The sequence below is a fragment of the Actinomadura sp. RB99 genome (assembly GCF_014706005.1).
Classification (GTDB): domain Bacteria; phylum Actinomycetota; class Actinomycetes; order Streptosporangiales; family Streptosporangiaceae; genus Spirillospora.
Genome location: NZ_JABMCA010000038.1, coordinates 25,007 through 48,548 on the forward strand (window position 1 = coordinate 25,007; position 23,542 = coordinate 48,548).

Here is a 23,542-nt window from a genome sequence, read left to right on the forward strand (position 1 = left end):
GACACGTCGCTGTTGACATGTCGATTGTGACACATCTAGCTTCTGACATGTCGAAGTTGGAATGTCGCTCCCGACGAGAGGCTCGCGCCATGCTGCTCTACTACCTCCGGACCTTCCTCCCCTGGATCCTGCTCGCCGTGGTGAGCGGCTGGAGCGACCAGGCCGGCGCGGCGGCCGGCCTGGCGGCGGCCCTCGTCCTCCTCGCCCAGGACCTGCGCAGGGGCCACCGGCTCGACTCGCTGATCCTCGAACTGTCGACCATCGTCTTCATGGCGCTGCTGACCGCGCTCTCCTTCGCCGCCCCGGACTCGTCCCTTCTGGACTACGGCGCGTCCCTGGCGATCGGCTGGCTCGCGCTCACCGCCTGGGGCACGCTCCTCGCCGGACGGCCGTTCACCGAGGGCGTCGGCCGCCGCGACGTCAGCGCCGAGATCGCCGCGACGGACCTGTTCAAGCGCATCACCACGGTCATCGCGATCGTCTGGGCCGTCAGCTTCACGGTCATGGCGCTCGTCCTGGCCTACGTGCAGCACGCCGCGCCGGACGACACCGCTCTGCTCGTCGCCGTGAAGATCGCCGGATTCACCGTCCCGATCGTCTTCACCGCCCGCTACCCCGAGATCGCGCAGAAGCGGTACTTCGCCCGCCACGGCATCGACCGCGAAGCCGTCCGCTGAGCGCCGCCGCACCGGGAACGCCCAGGTAAAGCCCCCTCGAACGGCTCAGCGGAGGACAGCGCATGGAGACGACGCGGAACGCCGGCTGGCTGGAGGGCGCCCTCGCCCCGGTCCCGGACGAGATCGACGCCACCGGCCTGGAGGTCACCGGAACGCTCCCTCCCGAGCTGACCGGACGGTACTTCCGCAACGGCCCGAACCCGCTGCCGGGCAGGCCGAGCGGTCACTGGTTCACCGGGCCCGGAATGATCCACGGCGTGCGGCTCCGCGACGGGCGCGCCGAGTGGTACCGGAACCGGTGGGTGCGGACCAGGACGTTCCTCGACGAGGACGCCCGGTTCGCCGCGGACGACGGGACGCTCGACTTCACGGCCGTCCCCGCCAACACCCACGTCGTCCCGCACGGCGGCAGGATCCTCGCGCTGGTCGAGATCGGCTTCCCGTACGAGATGACGCCGGACGCCGGGACGGTCGGGCCGTGCGACTTCGGCGGGACGCTCACCACCGCGATGACCGCGCATCCCAAGCAGGATCCGGTGACCGGCGAGCTGCTGTTCTTCGGCTACGGCGTGCTCCCGCCGTACCTGACGTACCACCGGCTGTCGGCGGACGGATCGCGGGTGGTGGAGAGCCACGAGATCGAGGTCCCGGGACCGACGATGATGCACGACTTCGCGATCACCGAGCACCACGTGGTCTGGCTGGACCTCCCCGTCGTGTTCGACCTGGAACTGGCGCTGGGCGGCCGGGGCATGCCGTTCCGCTGGGACGACGCCTACGGCGCCCGGCTCGGTGTCATGCGGCGGGACGCGCCCGGCGACGTGCGCTGGTTCGGCATCGACCCCTGCTATGTCTTCCACGTCGGCAACGCCCACGAGGACGCCGCCGGACGGATCGTGCTGGACGGCGTCCGGTACCGGCCCGAGGACTTCGCCGCGTTCTGGAAGGAGATCGGCGGCTCGGTGAACCCGGCGCGGGATCCGGCGCGGGATGCGGCGCGCTCCGGGAGCGCGCACCTGTACCGCTGGACCCTGGACCCCGCCACGGGACGCGCCGTCGAGGAGCGGCTCGACGACCGGAACGTGGAGTTCCCGACCCACGACGACGCCCGGACCGGGCGCCGTCACCGCTTCCTCTACACGGTCGCCGGGGGCAGCGCCGTCGTGAAGCACGACCTGCGGGACGGCTCCTCGTCCGTGCGGGAGTTCGGGGAGGACGCGTCGGTCGGCGAGGCGGTCTTCGTCCCCGCCGAGGGGGCGCGCGGGGAGGACGAGGGCTGGCTGATGTCGATCGTCTCCGGGCCGTCCAGCGCCGAACTCGTCGTCCTGGACGCGGCCGACCTGTCGCGGACGGCGAGCGTGCGGCTCCCCCGCCGGGTGCCGGCGGGCTTCCACGGCAGCTGGATCCCGGACGCCTGAGCGGGTACGGACCGCCGGGCGGGGACACCCGGCCGCCTAGAGTGATTTACTAGCGAGTACACAAGTGCAAGTAACCACTTACCAGGCTCCTCTCGGGAGGTTCCGCATGTCCGTGGCCACGGAGAGCACCGAGACGTTCGCGTCCCTGAACCCGGCCACCGGCGAGGTCGTCGGCGAGCACCCCGTGCACGACGCCGCCGCCGTCGCGCAGGCGCTCGAGCGGGCCCGCGAGGCGGCCGGCTGGTGGCGCGCCCTCGGCTGGAAGGAGCGCCGCCTCCGGCTGCTGAACGTCAAGGGGGCGCTCACCCGCAACCTCAACCGGATGGCGGAGGTCATCCACCAGGAGACCGGCAAGCCGGTGCAGGACGCCCAGCTGGAGACGATCATGGCGATCTCCCACCTGGACTGGGCGGCCCGCAAGGCGCGCAAGGTCCTCGGCCCGCGCACCGTCTATCCCGGCCTCATGGCCATCAACCAGCGCTGCGAGCTGGAGTACCAGCCGCTCGGCGTGGTCGGTGTGATCGGCCCGTGGAACTACCCGATCTTCACCCCGATGGGCTCGATCGCCTACGCGCTCGCCGCCGGCAACGCGGTCGTCTTCAAGCCGTCGGAGTTCACCCCCGGCGTCGGGCTGCTGCTGGCCGAGCTGGTCGAGGGCGTCGTCCCCGAGCACCCGGTGCTGCAGGTCGTCACCGGCCTCGGCCCGACCGGCGCCGCGCTCGCCTCGTCCCCGGACGTCGACAAGATCGCCTTCACCGGCTCCGGCCGCACCGCGAAGCGGGTGATGGCCGCCTGCGCCGAGAACCTCACCCCGATCGTCGCCGAGTGCGGCGGCAAGGACGCCTGCATCGTCGACTCCGACGCCGACCTGGACGCCGCCGCCGACGCCGCGCTGTGGGGCGCGATGTCCAACGCCGGCCAGACCTGCATCGGCGTCGAGCGGATCTACGTGCTGGACGACGTCTACGACCGCTTCCTCGGCAAGATCACCGAGAAGGCGAAGGAGCTGCGGCCCGGCTTCGACCGCGAGGCCGCCTACGGCCCGATCACCATGCCGGGCCAGCTCGACGTCATCGAGCGCCACATCAAGGACGCCCTCGCCAAGGGCGGCAAGGCCGTCGTCGGCGGCGCCGAGTCGGTCCGCAAGCCCTACGTCGAGCCGGTCGTGCTCACCGACGTGCCGGACGACTCGTCCGCCGTCTGCGAGGAGACGTTCGGCCCGACCATCACCGTCCACCGGGTCAAGGACCTGGACGAGGCGGTCGAGAAGGCCAACCGGACCAGCTACGGCCTCGCCGGGACGATCTTCTCCGGCAGCAGGTCCCGGGCGATGGACGCCGCCCGCCGGATGCGCTCGGGCATGACGTCCATCAACGCGTTCGCCGCGTTCGCGCAGGTCGCGGCGCTGCCGTTCGGCGGCGTCGGCGAGTCCGGCTTCGGCCGCATCCACGGCGCGGACGGGCTGCGCGAGTTCGCCCGCCCGAAGGCCATCACCCGGCAGCGGTTCGCCACCATGAACCTGACGTCGTTCGGCCGCACGGAGAAGGAGATGGCGCGCGTCCTCGGCCTGATCAACATGATCCACGGCCGCCGCTACAAGCGCTGAGGCACGGGCGGCGCCCGCGACGCGGGACCGCAAGCGGCGCCCGCCACACAGCGCCCCGAGCGGCGCCCGCCAGGTGCGGGCGCCGCACCGGCGCGGCGGTTCAGGCGACGGTGAAGCCGCCGTCCACGGGCAGGATCGTGCCGGTCACATAGGTCGCGCCGACGAGGTAGGCGATCGCCTCGGCGACGTCCTCGGCGGTGCCGACCCGCTTGACCGCGAGGCCGCCCGCGGCCTCGGCGAACTGCGCCTCCCGGTGCTCGTCCGGCAGGAACGACCACCACGGGGTGTCCACGACGCCGGGCGAGACCGCGTTCACCCGGACCGGCGACAGCTCGGCGGCCAGCGGCGACACGATCCGCTCGATCGCTCCGTTCACCGCGGCGAGCGCCGCCGTCCCCGGCAGCGCCGCGCGGGCGGACGCCGCCGACACGAAGGTGATCGACCCGGTCACCTTCGCGTGCTGGATCGCCGACAGATACGGGAACAGCTTCCCGTCGAACGCGGCGCGGACGTCGGCCAGCCGCGCCTGCCCGATCGGGCCCATGCCGACGGCGCCGGGGCTGAAGGCGAGCACCAGGTGGTCGATCTCGCCGGTCCGCTCGAAGAACGCGGCGACCGCCTCCTCGTCGGTGCCGTCGACCCGTTCCGCGGTCGCGGACTTCACCGCGGCGAACTTCGCCGGGTCCCGGCCGGTGACGATCACCTCGGCGTCCCGCGCCGCCAGCAGTTCCGCGGCCGCCAGCCCGATGCCGGAGGTCCCACCCATGATCACAACGCGCATTCCGCGCCTCCATTTCAAGACGTGACGTCTCGATATTAAATCGAGACGCCGCGTCTTGTAAACTGCCCCGCATGGGACGGCCACGCAGCGAGACGGCACGGCGCGCGATCCTCGACGCCGCGATGGAGGGGCTCCAGGAGCACGGCTACGCCGCCCTCACCATGCAGGGCATCGCCGCCGCCGCCGGCGTCGGCAAGCAGACGATCTACCGCTGGTGGCCGTCCAAGGCCGACGTCGTCCTGGACGGCCTGGTGGAGCTCGCCGACGAGCGCATCACGGTCCCGGACACCGGCTCCCTCCCCGGCGACCTCGCCGAGTTCCTCGCCGCGACGTTCCGGGAGCGCGGCCAGCGCCCCGTCCTCATCGGCCTGATGGCCGAGGCGCTCCTCGACCCGGCGTTCGCCCGCGCGTTCCGCGACCGGTTCCTGTTCGCCCGCCGCGCCGCGCTCCGCGGCATCCTCGACCGCGCCGCCGAGCGCGGCGAGATCGCCGCCGGCACCGACCCCGAACTGCTGATGGACGTCGTCTACGGCGTGCTGTGGTACCGGCTCATGCTCGACCACGCGCCCCTGGACGAGTCCGCCGGGCAGGCCCTCACCGACCTCCTCGTCCGCGCCGTTTCCTGAGGTCAGACCCGTCCGCCTAAGGCGTCCGGCACCGCCTACGCCGCCCTCTAAGGCACCTGAGCCTCAGGCGCCCGGAACTAAGGCGTCCTAAGGCGCGCGAATAGGGCGTCGTCCCGATGTAGGCCCCGGGGCCTTAGGACGAACCTTGTACATGTCGGGCCAAGAGGGCCCGGCAGGAACAAGGAGCAGGACATGTACAGCACGGACATCAGCCGGGTCATCATCGCCGACCGCGTACGCGAGCGGCAGGCCGAGGCGCGCAATGCCCGTCGCGCCCGGCTCGCCAAGGCGCTCAAGCGCTGAAGCACGACCCGACCTGACGGAACCGCACGACGACGACGAAGGGAGCCGACCATGATCAGCTACGAGTTCATGAAGATCGCCGGAGAGGACCGGGCGCGCAGGCTGCGGGCCGAGGCCCGGCAGGCGCGCCGCGCCCGCCTCGCCAAGGCGCTCAAGCGGTGAAGCCCGCACAGCGACCCGAGCCGCCAACGCCCCCGTCATCCGACGGGGGCGTTCTCCGTTCACCGGGTCGTTCCCGACCGGCTCATTTCAGCAGGACGGCGCCGATGTTCTCCCGGGCCTCCAAGACCGTGTGCGCGCGGGCCGCCTCGTCCAGGAAGAACTCGGCGTGCACGCGGGGACTCAGCTCGCCGGACGCGGCGGCCTCCAGCGCCCGCTCAGCGGCGGCGCGCTGCTCGGCCGGCGGCTTGGCGAACGCGATCCCGAGCGCGCCGACGACCGTGAGCCCGCGGGCGCCGATCACCCGTGCGTCCAGCGGCGCCCACTCCCCCGACGTGAAGCCGTAGATCCCGATCCGGCCCCGTCCCGTGGCGGCCGCGTCCATGGCCCGCGCCGCCGTCGCGCCGCCCACCGCGTCGAGGACCACGTCCACTCCGCCGCCGGTCGCCTCGACCACCTCGTCCGCCCAGCCCTCCTCGCCGTAGTCGACGGTGAGGTCCGCGCCGAAACCGGCGGCGGCCGCGAGCTTCGCCTCCCCGTGCGCGGCGGCCACGACCCGCGCCCCGGCCGCCGCGGCGAGCTGGACGAGCAGCGACCCGACGCGTCCTGCGGCGGCGGTGACCAGGACCGTCTCGCCCGCCTCGACACCGGTCCCGGCGAGCAGTTCGAGCGCGACGGCGCCGGCCTGGAAGGCGGTGAGGGCCGTCCGGAGGTCCAGGGCGTCGGGAACCGCGAAGACGCCGCTCTCCTCGGCGACGGCGAGCTCGGCGTAGCCGCCCCTGTTCTGCGGGGTGGTGGCGACCACGCGGCGGTCGACGAGGGACGGGTCGTCGGCCTCGACGACGCGCCCCGCGACCTCGATGCCAGGAACGTACGGCAGCGGGAACGGGTGGCGGCCCGAACGGACGATGACATCGCCGAACAGCACGGCCGAGTAGTCGACGGAGATCAACACCCGGCTCGCCGCGCGGACGGGGTCGGGGACCTCTTCGAGGCGCAGGACGTCGGGTGCGCCGAAGGCGCGGACCTTGATGGCTTTCATGAGACAATGTGTCTCGTATGGGAGGATCTGTCCACAAGGTTCAGACCGGGCGATCCGTCCCAGCCGAGACAGGAGCCGGAAATTGCCCCGTAAAGAGGACCTGCGGGTGCGGCGGACGCGCACCCTGCTCCGCGAGGCGCTGATCGACCTGATCGGCGAGCGCGGCCTCGAACGGGTCACCGTCGGCGAGATCACCGAGCGCGCGATGGTCAGCCGGGCCGCGTTCTACCGCAACTACCGCGACAAGTACCACCTGGTCGAGCAGGTCTTCGACGAGGCGACGGCCGCGCTGTTCGGGGAGGTCGCCGGCGATGAGCGCCCGCCGCGCGAGCGCTGGACCGCGTTCTTCGAGCACATCGGCGAATACCACCGGCTGTACGGCGCGCTGCTCGGCCGCAAGGGCAGCCCGTGGTTCGCCGACCGGATGCGCGCCTCGCTCGCCGCCATGGTCACCGAGCACCTCTCCGGCGCCGGGCCGTCCGCGCGGGCGTCCGCGGACGGCCTGGTGCCGACCGTGCTCGGCGCGATGTTCGTCCAGTCGATCACCTGGTGGCTGGAGCACGACCGGGCCATGCCCGCGGCAGAGATCGCCGCGCGGACCGGCGAGATGGCGGGCGCCCTGCTCCGCGGGGCGGGCGCCGACCCGTCCTGACCGCCGCGGCCCCTCCGGGGTTCGAGCTGGTCAGCGGTTGGCGGGGCGGAGCGGGGTGCGGCCCCGGATGAGGTCGGCGGCGCGCTCGGCGATCGCGATGGTGGGGGCGTTGGTGTTGCCGCGCGGCACCGACGGCATGACGGAGGCGTCCACGACGCGCAGCCCGTCGACGCCGCGGACGCGCAGCTCGGGGTCGCAGACCGCGCCGTCCGAGCCGCCCATCGCGCAAGTGCTCGTCGGGTGGAAGAGCGTCGCGCACTCGCGGCGGACGAACGCGGCGATCTCCTCGTCGGTCTGGACGCCCTCGCCCGGCGCGTACTCGCCGCCGGCCAGATGGGCGAGCGGCCCGACCGCGGCGATCTCGCGGGCCTGCCGGACGCCCGCGACCAGGACGTCCAGGTCGGCCTTGTCGGCGAGGTAGGCGGGGTCGATCAGCGGCTTGGCGTACGGGCTGGCGGACCGCAGCGTCAGCGACCCGCGGCTCGCCACGGCGATGGCCGTGACCAGCACCGACAGCAGCCGCTGGGACGGCTCGACGAGTCCCTGGTCCAGGAACGGGGTCGGCAGCACGTGGTACTGCAGGTCCGGCGCGGGCAGGCCGCCGGCCGTCCGGACGAACCCGCCCGCCTCGGCGAGGTTGGACGCGTACGGCCCGCGCGCGAGGGCGGCGTGGAGCGCCAGCGAGCGGGCGTTCGCCAGCTCCCACAGCGCCTTGGTGCGCGGGGTCGCGAACATGACGTTCACGAACGGGTGGTCCTGCAGTCCCTGGCCGACCGGGGAGTCGGCGACGACGTCGATGCCGTGCGCGCGCAGGTGCCCGGCGGGGCCGACGCCCGACAGCATCAGCAGTTGCGGGGTGTTCACCGCGCCGCCGGACAGGATCACCTCCGTCGAGGCGCGCGCCTCGACGGTCTCGCCGCGCGCCTCGTACCGGACCCCGGCCGCCCGCCCGTTCTCGATCAGGACGCGGGTGGCGAGCGCGTCGGTGACGACGGTGAGGTTGGGGCGCCGCAGCGCCGGGCGCAGGTAGCCGTCGGCGGCCGACCAGCGCCGCCCGCGCCGCTGCGTGACCTGGTAGAACCCGACGCCGTCCTGGTCGGCGCCGTTGAAGTCGGGGTTCGCGGCCAGCCCGAACGCCATCGCCGACCGCACCCACGCCTGCGTCAGCGGGTGCTTGTAGCGCAGGTCCTCGACGCGGAGCGGGCCGCCGGTGCCGTGGTACGGGGTCGCGATGCGCTGCTGGTCCTCGGCGCGGCGGAAGTAGGGCAGCAGGTCCTCGTAGCCCCAGCCGTCGCAGCCGTACGCGTCGCACCAGGTGTCGTAGTCGTGCCGGCTCCCGCGAATGTAGATCATCGCGTTGGTGGACGAGCTGCCGCCGAGGGTGCGGCCGCGCGGCCAGTACACCGCGCGCCCGGCGGCGTGCTCCTGCGGGACGGTCGTGTAGTCCCAGTCGTACGGGCCCTTGATCAGGCTCGCGACCGCCGCCGGGATGCGGATCTCCGGCGCGTCGTCGGGCGGCCCGGCCTCCAGCAGCAGGACCTTCGCCGACGGGTCCTGCGACAGCCGGGCGGCCAGCACGCAGCCGGCGCTGCCCGCACCGACGATCACGTAGTCGTACACGCGACGAACACTACCGAACGGTTTTCCGACGTCATCGGGCCGTCCGGGGCCGCCGGGCGGCGCCGCCCGCACGGCCCGGCGCTAGTGTGACGGCCATGGCGAAGAACAGGGAGACCCCCGTCGTCCTCTCGCGGATCTACACCCGGACCGGCGACGACGGCAGCACCGCGCTCGGCGACGCGTCCCGGACGAGCAAGACCGACCCCCGCCTGGCCGCCTACGCCGACGTGGAGGAGGCCAACGCCGCGATCGGCGTGGCCCTCGCCCTCGGCGGCCTGCCCGACGGGCTGAAGGCGCTGCTGGTCCGCGTCCAGAACGACATGTTCGACGTGGGCGCCGACCTGTGCGCGCCGGTGGTGGCCGACCCCGAGTACCCGCCGCTGCGCGTCGACCCGTCCTACATCGAACGGCTCGAGGCGGCGTGCGACGAGTACAACGCCGACCTGCCGGCGCTGCGCAGCTTCATCCTGCCCGGCGGCAGCCCCGGCGCCGCGCTGTTGCACGTGGCGCGGACGGTGACGCGGCGCGCCGAGCGGTCCGCGTGGGCCGCGCTGGAGGCGCACGGCGCCGCCCCCGTCGGCGAATCGGGCGGCACCGCCCCGGACGCCGCCGACCGGGGCGTCAACCCGCTGACCGCCAAGTACCTCAACCGGCTGTCGGACCTGCTGTTCATCCTGTGCCGCGTCGCGAACGCCGAGCACGGCGACGTGCTGTGGAAGCCGGGCGGCGAGCGCTGACCCGCGCGCGCCGCCGGACGGGGTGGGGTTAGCCCCACCCCCGGGACGCCTGCCCGCCTCCTGTCGGCCCGGCCCCCGGTCCGGCAGGCTGTCGCATGACGGGGTGCAGGGCGAGCGGCGGGGAGAGACGCGACGTGAGGACACTGGCAGGCGCGGCGGTGCTGGCCGGCTCGGCGGTGCTGGCGGGCGGGGCGCTGGCGGGATGCGGGCTCAGCTTCAGCCGCCACACCGAGGACCGCACCTACACCGCGCCGGACGGCGTCGGCGCGCTCAAGGTGTCGCCGGGCGACGGGGCGGTGCGGATCACCGCCTCCGACTCCCCCGGCATCACGGTCACCGAGCATCTGCGCTGGTCCAACGGGCGCAACAAGCCGCAGCCGCGGCACGACGTCGGCGGGCGGACGCTGTCGCTGTCCGCGAGGTGCGGGCACAGCGTGATCGGCTCCAACCCGTGCCGGATCTCCTACGAGATCCGGGTGCCGCGCGCCACGGCCGTCGAGGTGCACGGCGGCTCCGGCTCGATCCGCGTCACCGGCCTGGCCGGCGCGGTGAGGCTCCACGGGGACACCGGCGCGGTCACCGCGACCGACCTGCGCACCTCCACGGCGACCCTCCGCGCGGGGTCGGGCAACGTGCGGGTGTCGGGCCGCGCCGCCACCGCCGACCTCCGCGCCGACACCGGGTCGATCACCGCGACCGGCCTGACGGCCGACCGGCTGACGGCCCGGACCGGCGGCGGCGAGGTCCGGCTGGGCGGCCGCATCGCCTCCGCCGAGGTGCGCACCGACACGGGCGCGCTGCGGGCCGACGGCCTCACCGCCGACCGGCTGGCCGTCGAGACCAACGCCGGGACCGTCGCGGTCGCCCTGGCCGCGGCGCCGAGCAGCGTCCGGGCCACCACCGACACCGGCTCCGTCCGGCTGCGGCTGCCCGCCGACCGGCCCTACGCGATCACGCTGTCCACCGACACCGGCGGCAAGCGGATCGACCCCGGCGTCCACCAGGACTCGGCGGCGCCCCGGCACGTCACGGTCACGACCAACGCGGGCGCCATCTCGATCAAGCCCGCCTGAGCCGGCCCCGCGCCGCCGCCAGCGGCGCTCACCGGACCAGGTAGGGCCCCTGCCATTCGGGACGGTACGGGGCCGCCGGCAGCGCCTCGACGCGCGCCTCCCCGTTCACCGGCAGCGTGCTGGCGGCGAACCGCTGCGTCGCGTACGCGACGCCGTCCACGTTGGTGTCGAGCAGCTTGAGATCGACGTTCTTCATCCGGTCGCACTTGGCGTGGTAGCACGGGTCGTACGCCTTGCCGGGCCTCCCGCCGTACGCCTTGGCCTCCGCCGCGGTCTTCACGCCCTCCGCGCCCGTCTCGATGCCGCCGGCCGGGATGCCCTTCGCGACGAACGGCCCGTAGTCCGACCGGCCGTCGAACGCCGTCTGCGTCACCGGCAGGTGCCGTCCGGCGAAGTAGTCGCGGAAGACCTTCTCGATCGCGCCGGACCCGGCGGGCGGGACGGTGCCGAGGCGCCCGGAGTGGTCGCCGTCGTAGACGGCGCGGGTGCCGTTCGGCGAGCCGAGCATGTCGAAGTTCAGGGCCAGCGCGATCCGGCCGCGCTCGGTGGCGCTGAGCGACCGCACGTAGTGCGTGGACCCGACGAGGCCCTCCTCCTCGGCGCCCCACCAGGCGAACCGCACCCGGTTCCGCACGTCCCTGCCGCCCAGCTTGCCGATCTTCTCCGCGACGGCCAGCAGCGCCGCCGCGCCCGTCGCGTTGTCGTTGATGCCGGGGCCCGCCGGGACGCTGTCGAGGTGCGCGCCGACCAGCACGACGTTGCCGGCCCGGCCGCGCCGCGTGTCGGCGACGACGTTGCTCGCCGACCGCTTCCCGTGCGCGGCGTCGACCTTCACCCGCATCCTCAGGCCGCCCTTCTTCGCGGCCTTCGCCAGTTCGGACCCCGCCTGGTAGGACGGGCCCACGACCGGGATCGGCGCGAGCCTCTCCACCGTCCCGTTCACCGGGCCCTTCTCGCCCGGCTTGTTGAAGATGATCGCGGCGGCGGCGCCCGCGGCCCTCGCCTTGGCGACCTTCGTCGCGAACGCGCACGTCCCGCGCTGCATCAGCGCGATCGAGCCCTTGCGGAAGCCCGCGAAGTCGCCGCTCTCGCAGCCGCTCGTCCCCTCGCCCGACGACGGCAGGTCCACCGCCGCCACCGGGGCCGTCACCTGGCCCACGCCCGAGTAGGCGAACGTCAGGAAGTCCGTCCCCACCTTGTAGGACCCCTTGGACGGCGCCACGCGCGCCAGCACCGGAGCCGTCCGCTCCCGCCAGTACGGGAACGTGAACCGCTGCACCCTCGGCGCGAACCCGGCCTTCTTCAGCCGCCCCACGACGTACCGGACGGAGACCCCGAACCCCTGCCCGCCGACCGCGCGGTTCCCGCCGTTGTAGTCGGCGATCTCCTGGAACGCGGACAGGTGCCGCTGGACGTCCTTCAACGTGACCAGCTTCGCCAGATCGGGCCGCGCCTGCGCCGCCGGCGCGGGCGCCCGCGAGGTCGTGGGCGCGGGCACAGGCCGGGACGGTTCCGCCTGCGCACCCGGCCCGACGGCGGCCAGCGCGCCCGGGATGGCGGCGGACAGCGCCACGGCGGCGCCGGTGAGCAGCTTGCGCACGTGCACTCCTGCGGAGACGGGAACGGAGCTCTGACCAGGGACGATCATGAACCCGCGACCCGCCCGCCTCAAGGATCACCGAGCGGACCAGGCCGTATCGATACCGCCGCCTTACCCTGCGCAAGCCGACACGCCCGGCGTCGCGCCGCCCGGGTCACTCCGGCGGGTGCACCTCCACCGGGAAGCCGGGCGGCGCCGCCTCCAGCCACGCCAGGAACCCGGTCAGCGCCGCCGCGCCCATCGCCAGCTCCATCACGTGCGCGCCGTCCCGCACCTCGATCACGCTGACGTCCGGCAGCAGGCCGTCCGCCTCGTCGGGCCCCGGCGCCCGCCGGTTGGACACGACGAGGCCCCGGCGGTGGATCACCTGCCGGGGCCTTCTCCGGAAACCGAACACGCGGTGCCAGTGCAGCTCGTCGCCCCGGTACCGGCCGATACCGAGGCGCCACACCCCCGGAGCGGCCTCCGGGCCGGCGGTCTCCGCGGGCAGCGTGCGCAGGCTGCACTCGACCGCGCCGCCGCCGCGGACGAACAGCCAGCGGCGCACGGCCATCACCACGAACACGAGCGCGGCCACCAGGACCAGCCCGGCGAGCACCCCGCCCGCGTCAAGTGCCAGGTGCCCGCCCAAGTCCCCCCGCCGTTCGCTCGCGCTGAAAACTAGACCTCTATGCCCGCCGCGCGCAGCCGCGCCCGGGCCCGCCGCTCCGGCGTCGCGTCCTCGCCGCCGCCGGCCATCGCGTCCTCCAGCGCCTGCCGCGCATGCTGGACGTCGATCTCCTCGCCCATCTCGGCCTGCTCCGCCAGGATCGCGACCTCGTCGCCCGCGACGGAGAAGAACCCGCTGCCGACCATCGCGCTGACCCGCTCGCCGCCGTCGGCCGGCTCGATGGTCACCACGCTGCCGTCCAGCAGCACGCCCAGCACCGGGGCGTGGCCCGGCAGGATGCCGAGCGAGCCCTCGATGGTCTGCGCGACCACCATCTTGGCCTCGCCGGACCAGATCTCGCGCTCCGGCGACACCAGCCCGACCTTCAGGGTTGCCACGTCTCAATCCTCCGAATACTGGAGCGGTTCCGGCGGGGCGCCCGGACGAGCGGTCCGGGCGCCCCGCCGGAGCGGACTACTTCTCCAGCTCCTTGGCCTTCTTCTCGACGTCCTCGATGCCGCCGCACATGAAGAACGCCTGCTCGGGCAGGTGGTCGTACTTGCCCTCCGCCAGCGCCTTGAACGAGGCGATCGTCTCGTCCTTCGGCACCGTCACACCGGGCTGGCCGGTGAACTGCTCGGCCACGTACATCGGGTGCGACAGGAAGCGCTCGATGCGCCGCGCCCGCTTGACGGTGACCTTGTCCTCCTCGGAGAGCTCGTCGATACCGAGGATCGCGATGATGTCCTGCAGCTCCTTGTACTTCTGCAGGATCCGGATGACCTCCTGGGCGACCGCGTAGTGCTCGTTCCCCAGGATCTGCGGGTCCATGATCCGCGAGGTGGAGTCGAGCGGGTCCACCGCCGGGAAGATGCCCTTCTCGGAGATGCTCCGCGCCAGCGTGGTCGTCGCGTCCAGGTGCGCGAACGTGGTGTGCGGCGCCGGGTCGGTGATGTCGTCGGCGGGCACGTAGATCGCCTGCATCGAGGTGATCGAGTGACCGCGCGTCGAGGTGATCCGCTCCTGCAGCACGCCCATCTCGTCGGCCAGCGTCGGCTGGTACCCCACCGCGGACGGCATGCGCCCGAGCAGCGTGGAGACCTCCGAACCGGCCTGCGTGAACCGGAAGATGTTGTCGATGAACAGCAGCACGTCCTGGTTCTGGACGTCGCGGAAGTACTCCGCCATCGTCAGCGCGGACAGCGCGACGCGCAGCCGGGTGCCCGGCGGCTCGTCCATCTGCCCGAACACCAGCGCGGTGTCCTTGAGGACGTCCGCCTCGTCCATCTCCACCCAGAGGTCGTTGCCCTCACGGGTGCGCTCGCCCACGCCGGCGAACACCGAGGTGCCGCCGAAGTTGCGGGCGACGCGGCGGATCATCTCCTGGATGAGGACGGTCTTGCCCACACCCGCGCCGCCGAACAGGCCGATCTTGCCGCCCTTGACGTACGGGCACAGCAGGTCGATGACCTTGATGCCGGTCTCCAGCATCTCCGTCTTCGACTCCAGCTGGTCGAACGCCGGGGCCTTGCGGTGGATCGGCCAGCGCTCGGTGATCTCCAGCGACGCGGTCGGGGCGTCCAGCGCCTCGCCGAGGGCGTTCCACACGTGGCCCTTGGTGACGTCGCCGACCGGCACCGCGACGGACTCGCCGGTGTCGACCACCGGCGCGCCGCGGACCAGGCCGTCCGTCGGCTGCATCGAGATCGCCCTGATCATGTTGTCGCCCAGGTGCTGGGCGACCTCGAAGGTCAGGGTCTTCTCCTCGCCGCCCAGCGTGATCCGGGCGTGCAGCGCGTTGTAGATGTCCGGGATGGCGTCGGCGGGGAACTCCACGTCGACGACCGGGCCGATGACGCGTGCGACGCGCCCGGTCGCGGTCGCCGTCTCTACCTGTGCAGTCATTTCACTCCCCGCCAGACTCGGCGAGCGCGTCAGCGCCACCGACGATCTCGCTGATTTCCTGGGTGATCGCGGCCTGCCGCGCCTGGTTCATCTGGCGCGTGTAGACCCCGAGCAGATCATTGGCATTGTCGGTCGCCGACTTCATCGCCCGCCGCACCGACGCCTGGAACGACGCCGCCGACTGCAGCAGCATGTGGAAGATGCGGCTCTCGACGTAGTTGGGCAGCAGGAGGTCGAGCGCCGCCTGCGCGGACGGCTCGAACTCGTAGGTCGGCAGGACCTGCCCGTCGCCGTCGCCCTCGGTGACCTCCAGCGGCATCAGCCGCCGGACCTGCACCTTCTGCGTCAGCATCGACACGAACTCGGTGTAGACGACGTGGATCTCCCCGACCCCGCCCTCGGCGTCGGTCTTCAGGAAGTCCTCCGTCAGCCGCCGCCCGATCCGCTCGGCACTGGCGAAGTCGGGCCGGTCGCTGAACCCGTGCCAGGTCTCGGCGAGCTCCCGGCCCCGGAACCGGTACCAGTTGATGCCCTTGTTGCCGATGACGTACGGGACCGGCTCGCGGCCCTGCTCGCGCAGCGCGGTGATCAGCGACTCGGCCTCGCGGATGACGTTGGCGTTGTAGGCGCCGCAGAAACCGCGGTCCGAGGTGATGATCAGCACCGCGCTGCGGTTGTCGGTCGGCTGCTCGTGCAGCAGCGGGTGGTCGATCCCGACACGGTGGCTCACCAGCGCGGACAAGGCCTGCGTGATCCGGTCGGCGTACGGCTTGGAGGCCGCCACCGCCTGCTGGGCCTTGACGATCCGCGACGTGGCGATCATCTCCTGGGCACGCGTGATCTTGGCGGTCGACTTGACCGTCTTGATCTGCTGCCGGAGTTGACGAAGCTGTGCGGCCATGGCCGTCAGCCCTTCTTGACGCGGGTGATCGTCTCCTGCTCGACGGCCTCGTCCTCGATCGCCTCGACGGGCTCATCCGCGCCCAGCAGGTCGCCCTCGCTGGTCTGGAAGCCCTTCTTGAACTCCGTGATGGTGCTCTTGAGGCTGGTGAGGTCGTCGTCGGACAGCTGCCCGGTCTCCCGGATCGAGGTCAGCAGGCCGGCGTCCTCGCGCTCCACGTAGTCGAGGAACTCGCGCTCGAAGCGGCGGACGTCGGCGACCGGGACCTCGTCCAGCTCACCGGACGTGCCCGCCCACACCGAGATGACCTCCTGCTCGACCGGGAACGGCGAGCCCTGCGGCTGCTTCAGCAGCTCGACCAGGCGCGCGCCGCGCTCCAGCTGCGCGCGCGACGCCGCGTCCAGGTCCGACGCGAAGGCGGCGAACGCCTCCAGGTCGCGGAACTGCGACAGCGCCAGGCGCAGCGTGCCGGCGACCTTGCGCATCGCCTTGATCTGCGCCGAGCCGCCGACCCGGGACACCGAGATACCGACGTTGATCGCCGGCCGGACGCCCTGGTTGAACAGGTCGGTCTCCAGGAAGCACTGCCCGTCGGTGATCGAGATGACGTTCGTCGGGATGTACGCCGAGACGTCGTTGCCCTTGGTCTCGATGATCGGCAGGCCGGTCATCGAGCCGCCGCCCAGGTCGTCCGACAGCTTCGCGCAGCGCTCCAGCAGGCGGGAGTGCAGGTAGAAGACGTCGCCGGGGTAGGCCTCGCGGCCCGGCGGGCGGCGCAGCAGCAGCGACACCGCGCGGTAGGCCTCGGCCTGCTTCGACAGGTCGTCGAACACGATCAGGACGTGCTTGCCCTGGTACATCCAGTGCTGCCCGATCGCCGACCCGGTGTAGGGGGCGATGTACTTGTAGCCCGCCGGCTCGGACGCCGGGGCCGCCACGATCGTGGTGTACTCCAGCGCACCGGCCTCCTCCAGCGACCGCCGCACGTTGGCGATCGTGGAGCCCTTCTGGCCGACCGCGACGTACACGCAGCGGACCTGCTTGGCCGGGTCGCCCGAGTCCCAGGCTTCCTTCTGGTTGATGATCGTGTCCACGCAGACCGTGGTCTTGCCGGTCTGCCGGTCACCGATGATCAGCTGGCGCTGGCCGCGGCCGATCGGGGTCATCGCGTCGATGGCCTTGATGCCGGTCTGCAGCGGCTCCTTGACCGACTGCCGCTGCACGACGGTCGGGGCCTGCAGCTCCAGCGCCCGCCGCTCGGTGCTCTCGATCGGGCCCTTGCCGTCCAGCGGGTTGCCCAGCGCGTCCACGACGCGGCCGAGGAAGCCGTCGCCGACCGGGGCCGAGAGGACCTCTCCGGTGCGGCGGACCTTCTGGCCCTCCTCGATCTTGCTGAAGTCACCCAGCACCACGGCGCCGATCTCGCGCACGTCCAGGTTCAGAGCCAGGCCACGGGTACCGTCCTCGAACTCGAGGAGTTCGTTGGCCATCGCCGAGGGCAGGCCCTCGACGTGGGCGATACCGTCGCCGGAATCGACGACGGTGCCGACCTCTTCGCGCGCGGCGGCCTCGGGCTCGTACGACTGGACGAAGCGCTCCAGCGCGTTCCGGATCTCATCCGGACGGATCGTCAGCTCCGCCATGATTCCTCTCTTGCTCCCTTTGGGGTCAGCTCTGCCGGCGTCAGCCGGTGCCGAGCCGCCGGCGGACGTCGTCCAGCCGTCCGGCGATCGTGCCGTCGATGATCTCGTCCCCGATCTCAATCGACAGGCCGCCGATCGCCGTGGGGTCGAGCTCGATGTTCAGGTGTACTTCGTGGCCGTAGGCGGCGGCGAGCACCGCGGCGAGCCGGGTGCGCTGCGCGTCCGTCAGCGCGACCGGGGTGCGGACCAGCGCGACCAGCCGCTGCCGCCGCTGGGCGACGATCCGGCCGTACTCGGCCAGCCCGCCTTCCAGGCTACGTCCTCGCGGGCGCAGCACCAGTTCCCTGATCAGCGTCAGCGTGGCCGGCTGGACCTTGCCGTCCAGCAGCGCCTCGACCAGGCCCGCCTTGCGCTCGGCGGGCAGGCCGGGGCCGGCGAGGGCGCCGCGCAGCTCGATCTCGCCCTCGAGGACCCGGGAGAAGCGGAAGAGCTCGTCCTCCAGGTCGTCGAGCCGGCCGGCCGCCTCCGCCCTGGCGGACTCGGCGGTGACCGCGAGGGCCTCCACCGCGTCCGACAGCTCCGAGGGGGTGGACCAGCGCATCCGGACCACGTCGGCGACCAGCCCGAGAGCGGCCGGCGACACCTTGCCCTCCAGCAGGATCCGGACGAGCTGCGCCTTGTCGGCACCGTCCCGCGCCGGGTCGGAGACCGCCCGCCGCAGGCCGTGCTCGCGGTCGATCAGGTGCAGCACCGCGAACAGGTCGTCGCCCAGCCCGTCGAGGTCGGGGCCGGCGGAGGAGATGACCGCCTCCAGCCGCTCCCTGGCCTCGGCCAGCGACGCCCTGCTCACCGCTCCCGTGATGGTCATGATGTGATCTGCTCCTGCGTGCGGGCGCGCTCCTCGAGCTCCTCGAGGAACCGGTCGACCACCCGGCTCTGGCGGGCGCTGTCCTCAAGGGACTCACCCACCACGCGGGAGGCCAGCTCGACCGACATCGAGCCGATCTCGGCGCGCAGCGAGGACAGCGCCTGCTGGCGCTCGGCCTCGATCTGCGCCTTGGCGGCGTCGATGATGCGGCGCGCCTCGGCCTGGGCCTGCTCCTTCATCTCCGCGATGATCTGAGCGCCCTGCTCCTCGGCCTTCTTGCGCAGCTTCGACGCCTCGATCGCGGCGTCCTTCTGCTGGGCCTTGTACTGCTCCAGCGTCTGGCGGGCCTCCTCCTGCGCCTGCTCGGCGCGCTTGAGACCCCCCTCGATCGCGTCGGTCCGCTCGTCCAGCGTCTTCTGGATGCGCGGGGTGAGGATCTTGCCGACGACGACCAGGACGACGACGAAGGAGAAGATCCCGACGACCAGTTCGTACGGGTGCGGCATCAGAGGGTTGTTCTGCTCCGCGGCCAGCACGGACGCTGACGTGATCATGTGTGCAGCCCTCCTCGGGTCCGGCTCCTGATCAGACGCTCTTGAAGATGAACGGCGCGACCAGGCCGATCAGGGCGAGCGCCTCGGTGAGGACGAAGCCCAGCAGCATGTTGGTGCGGATCACGCCGGTCAGCTCCGGCTGGCGGGCGATCGCGTTGACGCCCTGGCCGAAGATGATGCCGATGCCGATGCCCGGGCCGATGGCCGCGAGGCCGTAACCGATCGCGGTGACGTTACCGTTCACGGCGGCGAGGACTCCCGTCATGGGTTCATTCCTTTTCTGTCGGCCGGCGGAGTGTCCGCCGGTCTGGGCTTTTCGAGGTTGTCGGTTTCGGGGCGCGCGCCGGGGGGCACTGTCCGACCCGGAGGTCTAGTGATCGGCTTCGAGACCGCTCTGGATGTACATCGCGGCCAGCAGCGCGAACAGGAACGCCTGCAGGAACTGGATCAGCAGCTCGAGGGTGGTCATCAGGATGGTGACGATCACCCCGATGATGCCGACGCCGAACCCGGCGACGGTGGGCTTCTCGAACAGGAACCAGAAGCCGACGAGGCTGAAGAACGCGAGGATCGTGTGGCCCGCGAACATGTTGGCGAAGAGCCGCACCGCGTGGGTGAACGGGGCGATGATGAAGGTCGAGAGGTACTCGATCGGCACCAGCAGGATGTAGACGGGCCAGGGCAGGCCCTTCGGCAGCATGTTGGTGAAGTACTTCGCGCCCTGGTGCCGGATGCCCAGGTAGACCTTCAGGATGTACACGAATCCCGCGAGCACGGCCGGGTAGGCGATGTGCGAGGCGATCGGGAACTGGATGACCGGGAAGACGGCCATGATGTTCCAGATCCAGATCAGGAAGAACAGCGACATCAGCAGCGGCATCCACTGCTTGGTGTTCTTGCCGAGGAACGGCCTCGCGACCTGGTCCCGGACGAACATGTAGCCGACCTCGCCGAGGTTCTGCGCGCCCCGCGGCACCAGCTTCGGCTTGGCGAAGGCGGCCCAGAAGAACGCGCAGACGACCAGGGAGCCGACGACCGCGAAGAGCACCGGTTTGGTCAGCCAGCTCGGCGCGCCGTCGAAGAGGGGCGGAAAGTCGAAGATCTCAGGCCCGGGGGCCTGGAACTCATCTCCACCGGAGGAGGCGAGGACCGTCAGCGCGTTCACGCGGCGTTCCCTTCATCAATGTGGTGATGTTTCACGTAGGCTTCTTCGGCGGCGGGGCCGCTCAGACGGAGTGGCGACCGTACTTGACGTAGACCAGGTAGATGGCGAGCGTCACGCCGATGATCAGGCCGATCGGGATCAGCCACTGCCACCCGCTCCACCAGGCCAGCAGCCACCCGATCCCGCCCCAGATAGTCATGCCGGACAGGAGGTAGCTGGGCACGGACCAGGCGACGTCGGCGAATTCCCGCTGGCCGTCCTCCGGCCGGGGCTTCTGCTCGCTCATCGCGCTCCGGACGATAGCAGGCCATGCCTGCGGTGGTCATATTGGAGTAGTCCGCCCGGACCGTGCGAGGCGGGATCATCACGGACTCCGGTCCAGGGCGCTTTCGGGGTCGTCAACGTAGGGCCTCCGCTGTAGGGCGACGCGGAACTCGGCGGCGATCCAGCACAGGGCCAGGGCGATCACCGCCCAGCCGAACACCGTGGTGTTCCAGAGGGAGACCCCGTCCATCGCCGTGACCAGCACCATCACCGCGAAGATCTTCACCACGTAGCTGGCCAGCGCGGCCAGCATCATCGTCTGGGCGGAGATCTTCCCGGCCCAGGAGACCGCGATCGCGCTGATGGAGAAGAAGATGAGCACCACGACGGTGGCCAGCGCCGCCGCCAGCGCGCCCTTGCCGCCCGCCGTCAGCAGGCCGATCAGGACGGCGCCCACCCCGACCGCCCCGGTCGGGATCGCGGCGCCGCGGAGCATCCGGGCGTCGGAAGATTGCATGAGGGCTCCGGCTGGTCACGTTCAGTGGTCGTCTCTTGTTCGTGAAAGGTATCACAAGCGTCCGGAATGTCCACAATTACCCTAGAGGTAACGCCCTGCCCGGGTGGTTTCCGGGCTGCGGGCCACACTCGCACCACGGACCTTAACCCAGGTCACGGCGCCCGATCCGGGGAACGGCCGGGACGCGCCGCGGGCCGCGGACCGCGGCGGACACGAGGCGTGAACACTGCGAGAGGGAGGTCGCCCCGCCCGCTCCGCACGTTCAATCCGAATGGTATTCGACGCGCTGTAGTAGACCGTCCGTCCGGCGGTCAGACCGGCAGTTGCGGGCGGGCGGCGGGCTGCTGCCCGGTGTCGCCCGGCTCCGCCGCGGCGTTCCGCCGCCGGCCGCGCGGCCGGCCGAGCCGCAGCATCAGCACGACCCCGGCGACCGCCACCACGACCGTGACCCCGAGGGTGATCCACGCGGCGTCGAACAGCGCCAGCCCGACCAGCCCGGACGCCAGCAGCCCGACCCAGAAGTACATGATCAGCACGGCCCGGCGGGTGGAGTGGCCGAGCTGCAGCAGCCGGTGGTGCAGGTGCTGCTTGTCCGGCGAGAACGGTGACTTGCCCTGGTTCGTCCGGCGCCACACGGCCAGCAGCATGTCCATGAACGGGACCGCCGCGACCGCCGGCACCAGCAGCAGCGGCACGTACAGCGGGAACAGCCCGTTCGACAGCACCGCCGGGTCGAACTGCCCGGTCAGCAGGATGGTCGACGCGCTCAGCAGCAGCCCGATCAGCATCGAGCCGGTGTCGCCCATGAAGATCTTCGCCGGGCTGAAGTTGTGCGGCAGGAAGCCCAGGCACATCCCGAACAGCACCGCCGCGGTGAGCGTCGCCCCGCTCAGCGTGGTCATCCCGTTGGTCTTGGTCAGCAGGTAGGCGTAGCCGAACAGGCCGAGCGCGGCGATCCCGACGACCCCGGCCGCCAGCCCGTCCAGGCCGTCGATGAAGTTCACCGCGTTGATCGTCGCGACCACCACGAACACCGTCAGCGGCACCCCGTAGGCGGGCGGCAGCGACAGCGACTCCCCGTTCGGCAGCGGGATCGAGTAGATCTGGATGCCCTGCATGATGAAGATCCCGGCGGCGGCCACCTGCCCGGCGAACTTGGTGAGCGGGTCGACCTCCCACCGGTCGTCGGCGATCCCGACCAGCACGATCAGCCCGCCCGACATCAGCAGCGCCTTGCCCACCCCGATGTCGCCGGCGGCCAGCACCTTGCGCATCTCCGGCAGCCCGGACGCGACGACCAGCGCCGCCACCATCCCGCCGAACATCGCCAGCCCGCCCAGCCGGGGCGTCGGGATGACGTGCACGTCGCGGTCCCGGGGGACGGCCTGCGCGCCGAACCAGACGGCGAAGCGCCGGACGGCGGGCGTCAGCAGGTAGGCGACCAGCGCGGCGACCAGGATGGTCAGCAGGTACTCCCGCAACTCCCCTGCGCCTCCCTTCGCCGATCACCGCCGTCCGCGACCGCGCCGTCCGCGATCACCCTGCGACATGCCCCGATTGAACGCACCGTCACCGCGCCGGGGTTCCCGACCGGGTAAGACGATCGTCGATCACGATCGGTTCGCCGTCACGACCGGCCAACTCTAGTCCCACCGGGCCGCATCCGCCGCATATCGCGCCGTCCCGGACGTCGTGGAGCACATCACGGCCGTCCCGGCGATCACCAGCGCGAGGCCCGCCAGCGAGCGGTCCCCCAGCGAGAACGCCCACGGCCCGCGGTCCAGCACGTCGTCCGCGGCGTCCGACAGGACGAGCAGCGCGCCCACCACCGCCAGCGCCGCGCCCGCCCGGCGGTGCGGCGCCGGCCTCCGCGCCGCCAGCGCCACCGCGGCCAGCGCCAGCGCGAGCACCGCCGAGCCCGGCCAGGTCCCCGCCCAGTGCGGCCGGGCGTAGTGCGGCGGCGGGACGGCCACCGCGTGCTTCGGCAGCCGGACCCGCACCGTCATCCCCTCGTGCGGGGCGAGGGCGCTCTGCATGAAGTCCACCGCGTACCGCCCGTCGCGGACGCCGAGGCAGCGCGTCGTCGCCCCCGGCGAGCCCGCCCGGCACGTCGCGTGCCGCAGCGGGACCGGCGCCTCCACCCGGACGACGGCGTCCCCGATCGGCACGTCCCAGCTCGTCCCGATCGCGTCCCAGACCAGCTCGTCGTGGTCGGCGTACGGGGTGAACGCCCACCCCACCGCGTACTCGATCACGTACGCCTGGCGGCCGCGGACCTCGCGGTGCCGGTCCCCGACGGTGATCTGCAGGTCGTTCAGCCAGCGCATGGTCCGGGCGCGGGCCGGGGCGCCCGTCGACGAGCCCGCGCTGACGTCCCGCACGTCGAACAGCCGGTTCGCGCGGCGGAACGGCACCCGGCGCACGATCCCGTGCTCGCCGCCCCGGTCGAAGTCGTAGGTGATCGTCTCCCGGACGCGCACCACCCCGTCGCGGCCCAGCGTGAGGACCACGTCGTAGGTCGGGATGCTCTCGCGCGGCACGGGCGCGGCGGCCGCCGCGGGCAGCAGGAAGACCACGGTCACCAGGACCACGCCCGCGGCGATCACGGGCCCCCGAACACGGCCGCGCATTCCCCGAATGGTCTCACCGTTGCGCGCGCCGTGTCGGCATGACCCGCCGCGCACCGCCCGCCGGCCGTGCCGCCGGATGAATGAGATCTTCGTCATGACCGGCCGTCCGCGGGCGCCGTGGCGCACCGGGGAAGCCCGTCCGGAACCCCTCG

General features: G+C 72.2%; 24 protein-coding genes. 7 read left to right on the forward strand and 17 right to left on the reverse strand.

All coding sequences use genetic code 11. From position 1 onward, the window contains the following. Window positions 1-89 precede the first annotated feature (89 nt). From amrb99_RS29100 to amrb99_RS29110, 3 genes are all read left to right on the forward strand, one after another. A complete protein-coding gene (locus amrb99_RS29100) occupies window positions 90-677 on the forward strand; it encodes a hypothetical protein (protein ID WP_190861982.1) in 588 nt (195 codons plus the stop codon). 62 nt (window positions 678-739) lie between these two features. Continuing rightward, window positions 740-2,095 carry a carotenoid oxygenase family protein gene (locus tag amrb99_RS29105; RefSeq protein WP_190861984.1) on the forward strand — a complete coding sequence of 452 codons (1,356 nt, stop codon included), beginning with the start codon at window positions 740-742 and terminating at the stop codon, window positions 2,093-2,095. Between the two features lie 106 nt (window positions 2,096-2,201). Beyond that, window positions 2,202-3,701 carry an aldehyde dehydrogenase family protein gene (locus amrb99_RS29110; RefSeq protein WP_190861986.1) on the forward strand — a complete coding sequence of 500 codons (1,500 nt, stop codon included), beginning with the start codon at window positions 2,202-2,204 and terminating at the stop codon, window positions 3,699-3,701. Between the two features lie 100 nt (window positions 3,702-3,801). On the opposite strand, the gene amrb99_RS29115 is transcribed toward amrb99_RS29110, so the two are convergent. Next, window positions 3,802-4,482 carry an SDR family oxidoreductase gene (locus amrb99_RS29115; RefSeq protein WP_190861988.1) on the reverse strand — a complete coding sequence of 227 codons (681 nt, stop codon included), beginning with the start codon at window positions 4,480-4,482 and terminating at the stop codon, window positions 3,802-3,804. Between the two features lie 71 nt (window positions 4,483-4,553). On the opposite strand from amrb99_RS29115, the gene amrb99_RS29120 reads away from it, so the two are divergent. After that, window positions 4,554-5,108, forward strand: a complete 555-nt coding sequence (locus tag amrb99_RS29120) for a TetR/AcrR family transcriptional regulator (RefSeq protein WP_190861990.1) — start codon at window positions 4,554-4,556, stop codon at window positions 5,106-5,108. A 547-nt stretch (window positions 5,109-5,655) separates the two neighbouring features. Here amrb99_RS29120 and amrb99_RS29125 read toward each other — a convergent pair. Continuing rightward, the gene (locus amrb99_RS29125; protein WP_190861993.1) at window positions 5,656-6,612 is read right to left on the reverse strand and encodes a zinc-binding dehydrogenase; all 957 of its coding nucleotides are present in this window, start codon (window positions 6,610-6,612) and stop codon (window positions 5,656-5,658) included. 82 nt (window positions 6,613-6,694) lie between these two features. On the opposite strand from amrb99_RS29125, the gene amrb99_RS29130 reads away from it, so the two are divergent. After that, window positions 6,695-7,264, forward strand: a complete 570-nt coding sequence (locus amrb99_RS29130; RefSeq protein ID WP_241756040.1) for a TetR family transcriptional regulator — start codon at window positions 6,695-6,697, stop codon at window positions 7,262-7,264. 30 nt (window positions 7,265-7,294) lie between these two features. On the opposite strand, the gene amrb99_RS53350 is transcribed toward amrb99_RS29130, so the two are convergent. Then, window positions 7,295-8,884 carry a GMC family oxidoreductase N-terminal domain-containing protein gene (locus tag amrb99_RS53350; RefSeq protein WP_190861997.1) on the reverse strand — a complete coding sequence of 530 codons (1,590 nt, stop codon included), beginning with the start codon at window positions 8,882-8,884 and terminating at the stop codon, window positions 7,295-7,297. A gap of 95 nt (window positions 8,885-8,979) precedes the next feature. Between amrb99_RS53350 and amrb99_RS29140 the strand changes: the two genes are divergently transcribed. Further along, the gene (locus tag amrb99_RS29140) at window positions 8,980-9,621 is read left to right on the forward strand and encodes a cob(I)yrinic acid a,c-diamide adenosyltransferase (protein ID WP_190861999.1); all 642 of its coding nucleotides are present in this window, start codon (window positions 8,980-8,982) and stop codon (window positions 9,619-9,621) included. Window positions 9,622-9,755: 134 nt separating this feature from the next. Further along, window positions 9,756-10,694, forward strand: a complete 939-nt coding sequence (locus amrb99_RS29145) for a DUF4097 family beta strand repeat-containing protein (RefSeq protein WP_190862001.1) — start codon at window positions 9,756-9,758, stop codon at window positions 10,692-10,694. Window positions 10,695-10,722: 28 nt separating this feature from the next. On the opposite strand, the gene amrb99_RS29150 is transcribed toward amrb99_RS29145, so the two are convergent. From amrb99_RS29150 to amrb99_RS29215, 14 genes are all read right to left on the reverse strand, one after another. Next, window positions 10,723-12,294, reverse strand: coding sequence for a M20/M25/M40 family metallo-hydrolase (locus tag amrb99_RS29150; RefSeq protein WP_347256913.1), 1,572 nt, complete (start codon window positions 12,292-12,294; stop codon window positions 10,723-10,725). Between the two features lie 154 nt (window positions 12,295-12,448). After that, the gene (locus amrb99_RS29155) at window positions 12,449-12,925 is read right to left on the reverse strand and encodes a DUF2550 domain-containing protein (protein ID WP_190862005.1); all 477 of its coding nucleotides are present in this window, start codon (window positions 12,923-12,925) and stop codon (window positions 12,449-12,451) included. Between the two features lie 29 nt (window positions 12,926-12,954). After that, window positions 12,955-13,341 carry a F0F1 ATP synthase subunit epsilon gene (locus amrb99_RS29160; protein ID WP_190862007.1) on the reverse strand — a complete coding sequence of 129 codons (387 nt, stop codon included), beginning with the start codon at window positions 13,339-13,341 and terminating at the stop codon, window positions 12,955-12,957. A gap of 76 nt (window positions 13,342-13,417) precedes the next feature. Continuing rightward, complete coding sequence (atpD, locus tag amrb99_RS29165) at window positions 13,418-14,848, reverse strand: F0F1 ATP synthase subunit beta (protein ID WP_190862009.1); 1,431 nt, start codon at window positions 14,846-14,848, stop codon at window positions 13,418-13,420. A 1-nt stretch (window position 14,849) separates the two neighbouring features. Then, complete coding sequence (locus amrb99_RS29170; RefSeq protein ID WP_190862011.1) at window positions 14,850-15,749, reverse strand: F0F1 ATP synthase subunit gamma; 900 nt, start codon at window positions 15,747-15,749, stop codon at window positions 14,850-14,852. Window positions 15,750-15,754: 5 nt separating this feature from the next. Then, window positions 15,755-17,392 carry a F0F1 ATP synthase subunit alpha gene (gene atpA, locus amrb99_RS29175; protein WP_190862013.1) on the reverse strand — a complete coding sequence of 546 codons (1,638 nt, stop codon included), beginning with the start codon at window positions 17,390-17,392 and terminating at the stop codon, window positions 15,755-15,757. A gap of 40 nt (window positions 17,393-17,432) precedes the next feature. Further along, complete coding sequence (locus tag amrb99_RS29180) at window positions 17,433-18,260, reverse strand: F0F1 ATP synthase subunit delta (protein ID WP_190862015.1); 828 nt, start codon at window positions 18,258-18,260, stop codon at window positions 17,433-17,435. Next, window positions 18,257-18,814, reverse strand: a complete 558-nt coding sequence (locus amrb99_RS29185) for a F0F1 ATP synthase subunit B (protein ID WP_190862017.1) — start codon at window positions 18,812-18,814, stop codon at window positions 18,257-18,259. Before amrb99_RS29185 ends, amrb99_RS29180 begins: the two co-directional genes overlap by 4 nt. Window positions 18,815-18,845: 31 nt before the next feature. After that, window positions 18,846-19,079: an ATP synthase F0 subunit C gene (gene atpE / locus amrb99_RS29190; RefSeq protein ID WP_173099009.1), complete on the reverse strand. Its 234-nt coding sequence runs from the start codon at window positions 19,077-19,079 to the stop codon at window positions 18,846-18,848. Between the two features lie 105 nt (window positions 19,080-19,184). Next, the gene (gene atpB, locus amrb99_RS29195; RefSeq protein WP_190862019.1) at window positions 19,185-19,979 is read right to left on the reverse strand and encodes a F0F1 ATP synthase subunit A; all 795 of its coding nucleotides are present in this window, start codon (window positions 19,977-19,979) and stop codon (window positions 19,185-19,187) included. Window positions 19,980-20,040: 61 nt separating this feature from the next. Further along, complete coding sequence (locus amrb99_RS29200; RefSeq protein ID WP_190862021.1) at window positions 20,041-20,265, reverse strand: hypothetical protein; 225 nt, start codon at window positions 20,263-20,265, stop codon at window positions 20,041-20,043. 78 nt (window positions 20,266-20,343) lie between these two features. Continuing rightward, window positions 20,344-20,760 (reverse strand): hypothetical protein, encoded by a 417-nt coding sequence (locus amrb99_RS29205; protein ID WP_190862023.1) that lies wholly within the window; start codon window positions 20,758-20,760, stop codon window positions 20,344-20,346. Window positions 20,761-21,071: 311 nt separating this feature from the next. Next, window positions 21,072-22,241, reverse strand: a complete 1,170-nt coding sequence (locus tag amrb99_RS29210; protein ID WP_190862025.1) for an MraY family glycosyltransferase — start codon at window positions 22,239-22,241, stop codon at window positions 21,072-21,074. 162 nt (window positions 22,242-22,403) lie between these two features. Then, window positions 22,404-23,390, reverse strand: a complete 987-nt coding sequence (locus tag amrb99_RS29215; RefSeq protein ID WP_190862027.1) for a DUF2207 domain-containing protein — start codon at window positions 23,388-23,390, stop codon at window positions 22,404-22,406. Between the last annotated feature and the right edge of the window lie 152 nt (window positions 23,391-23,542).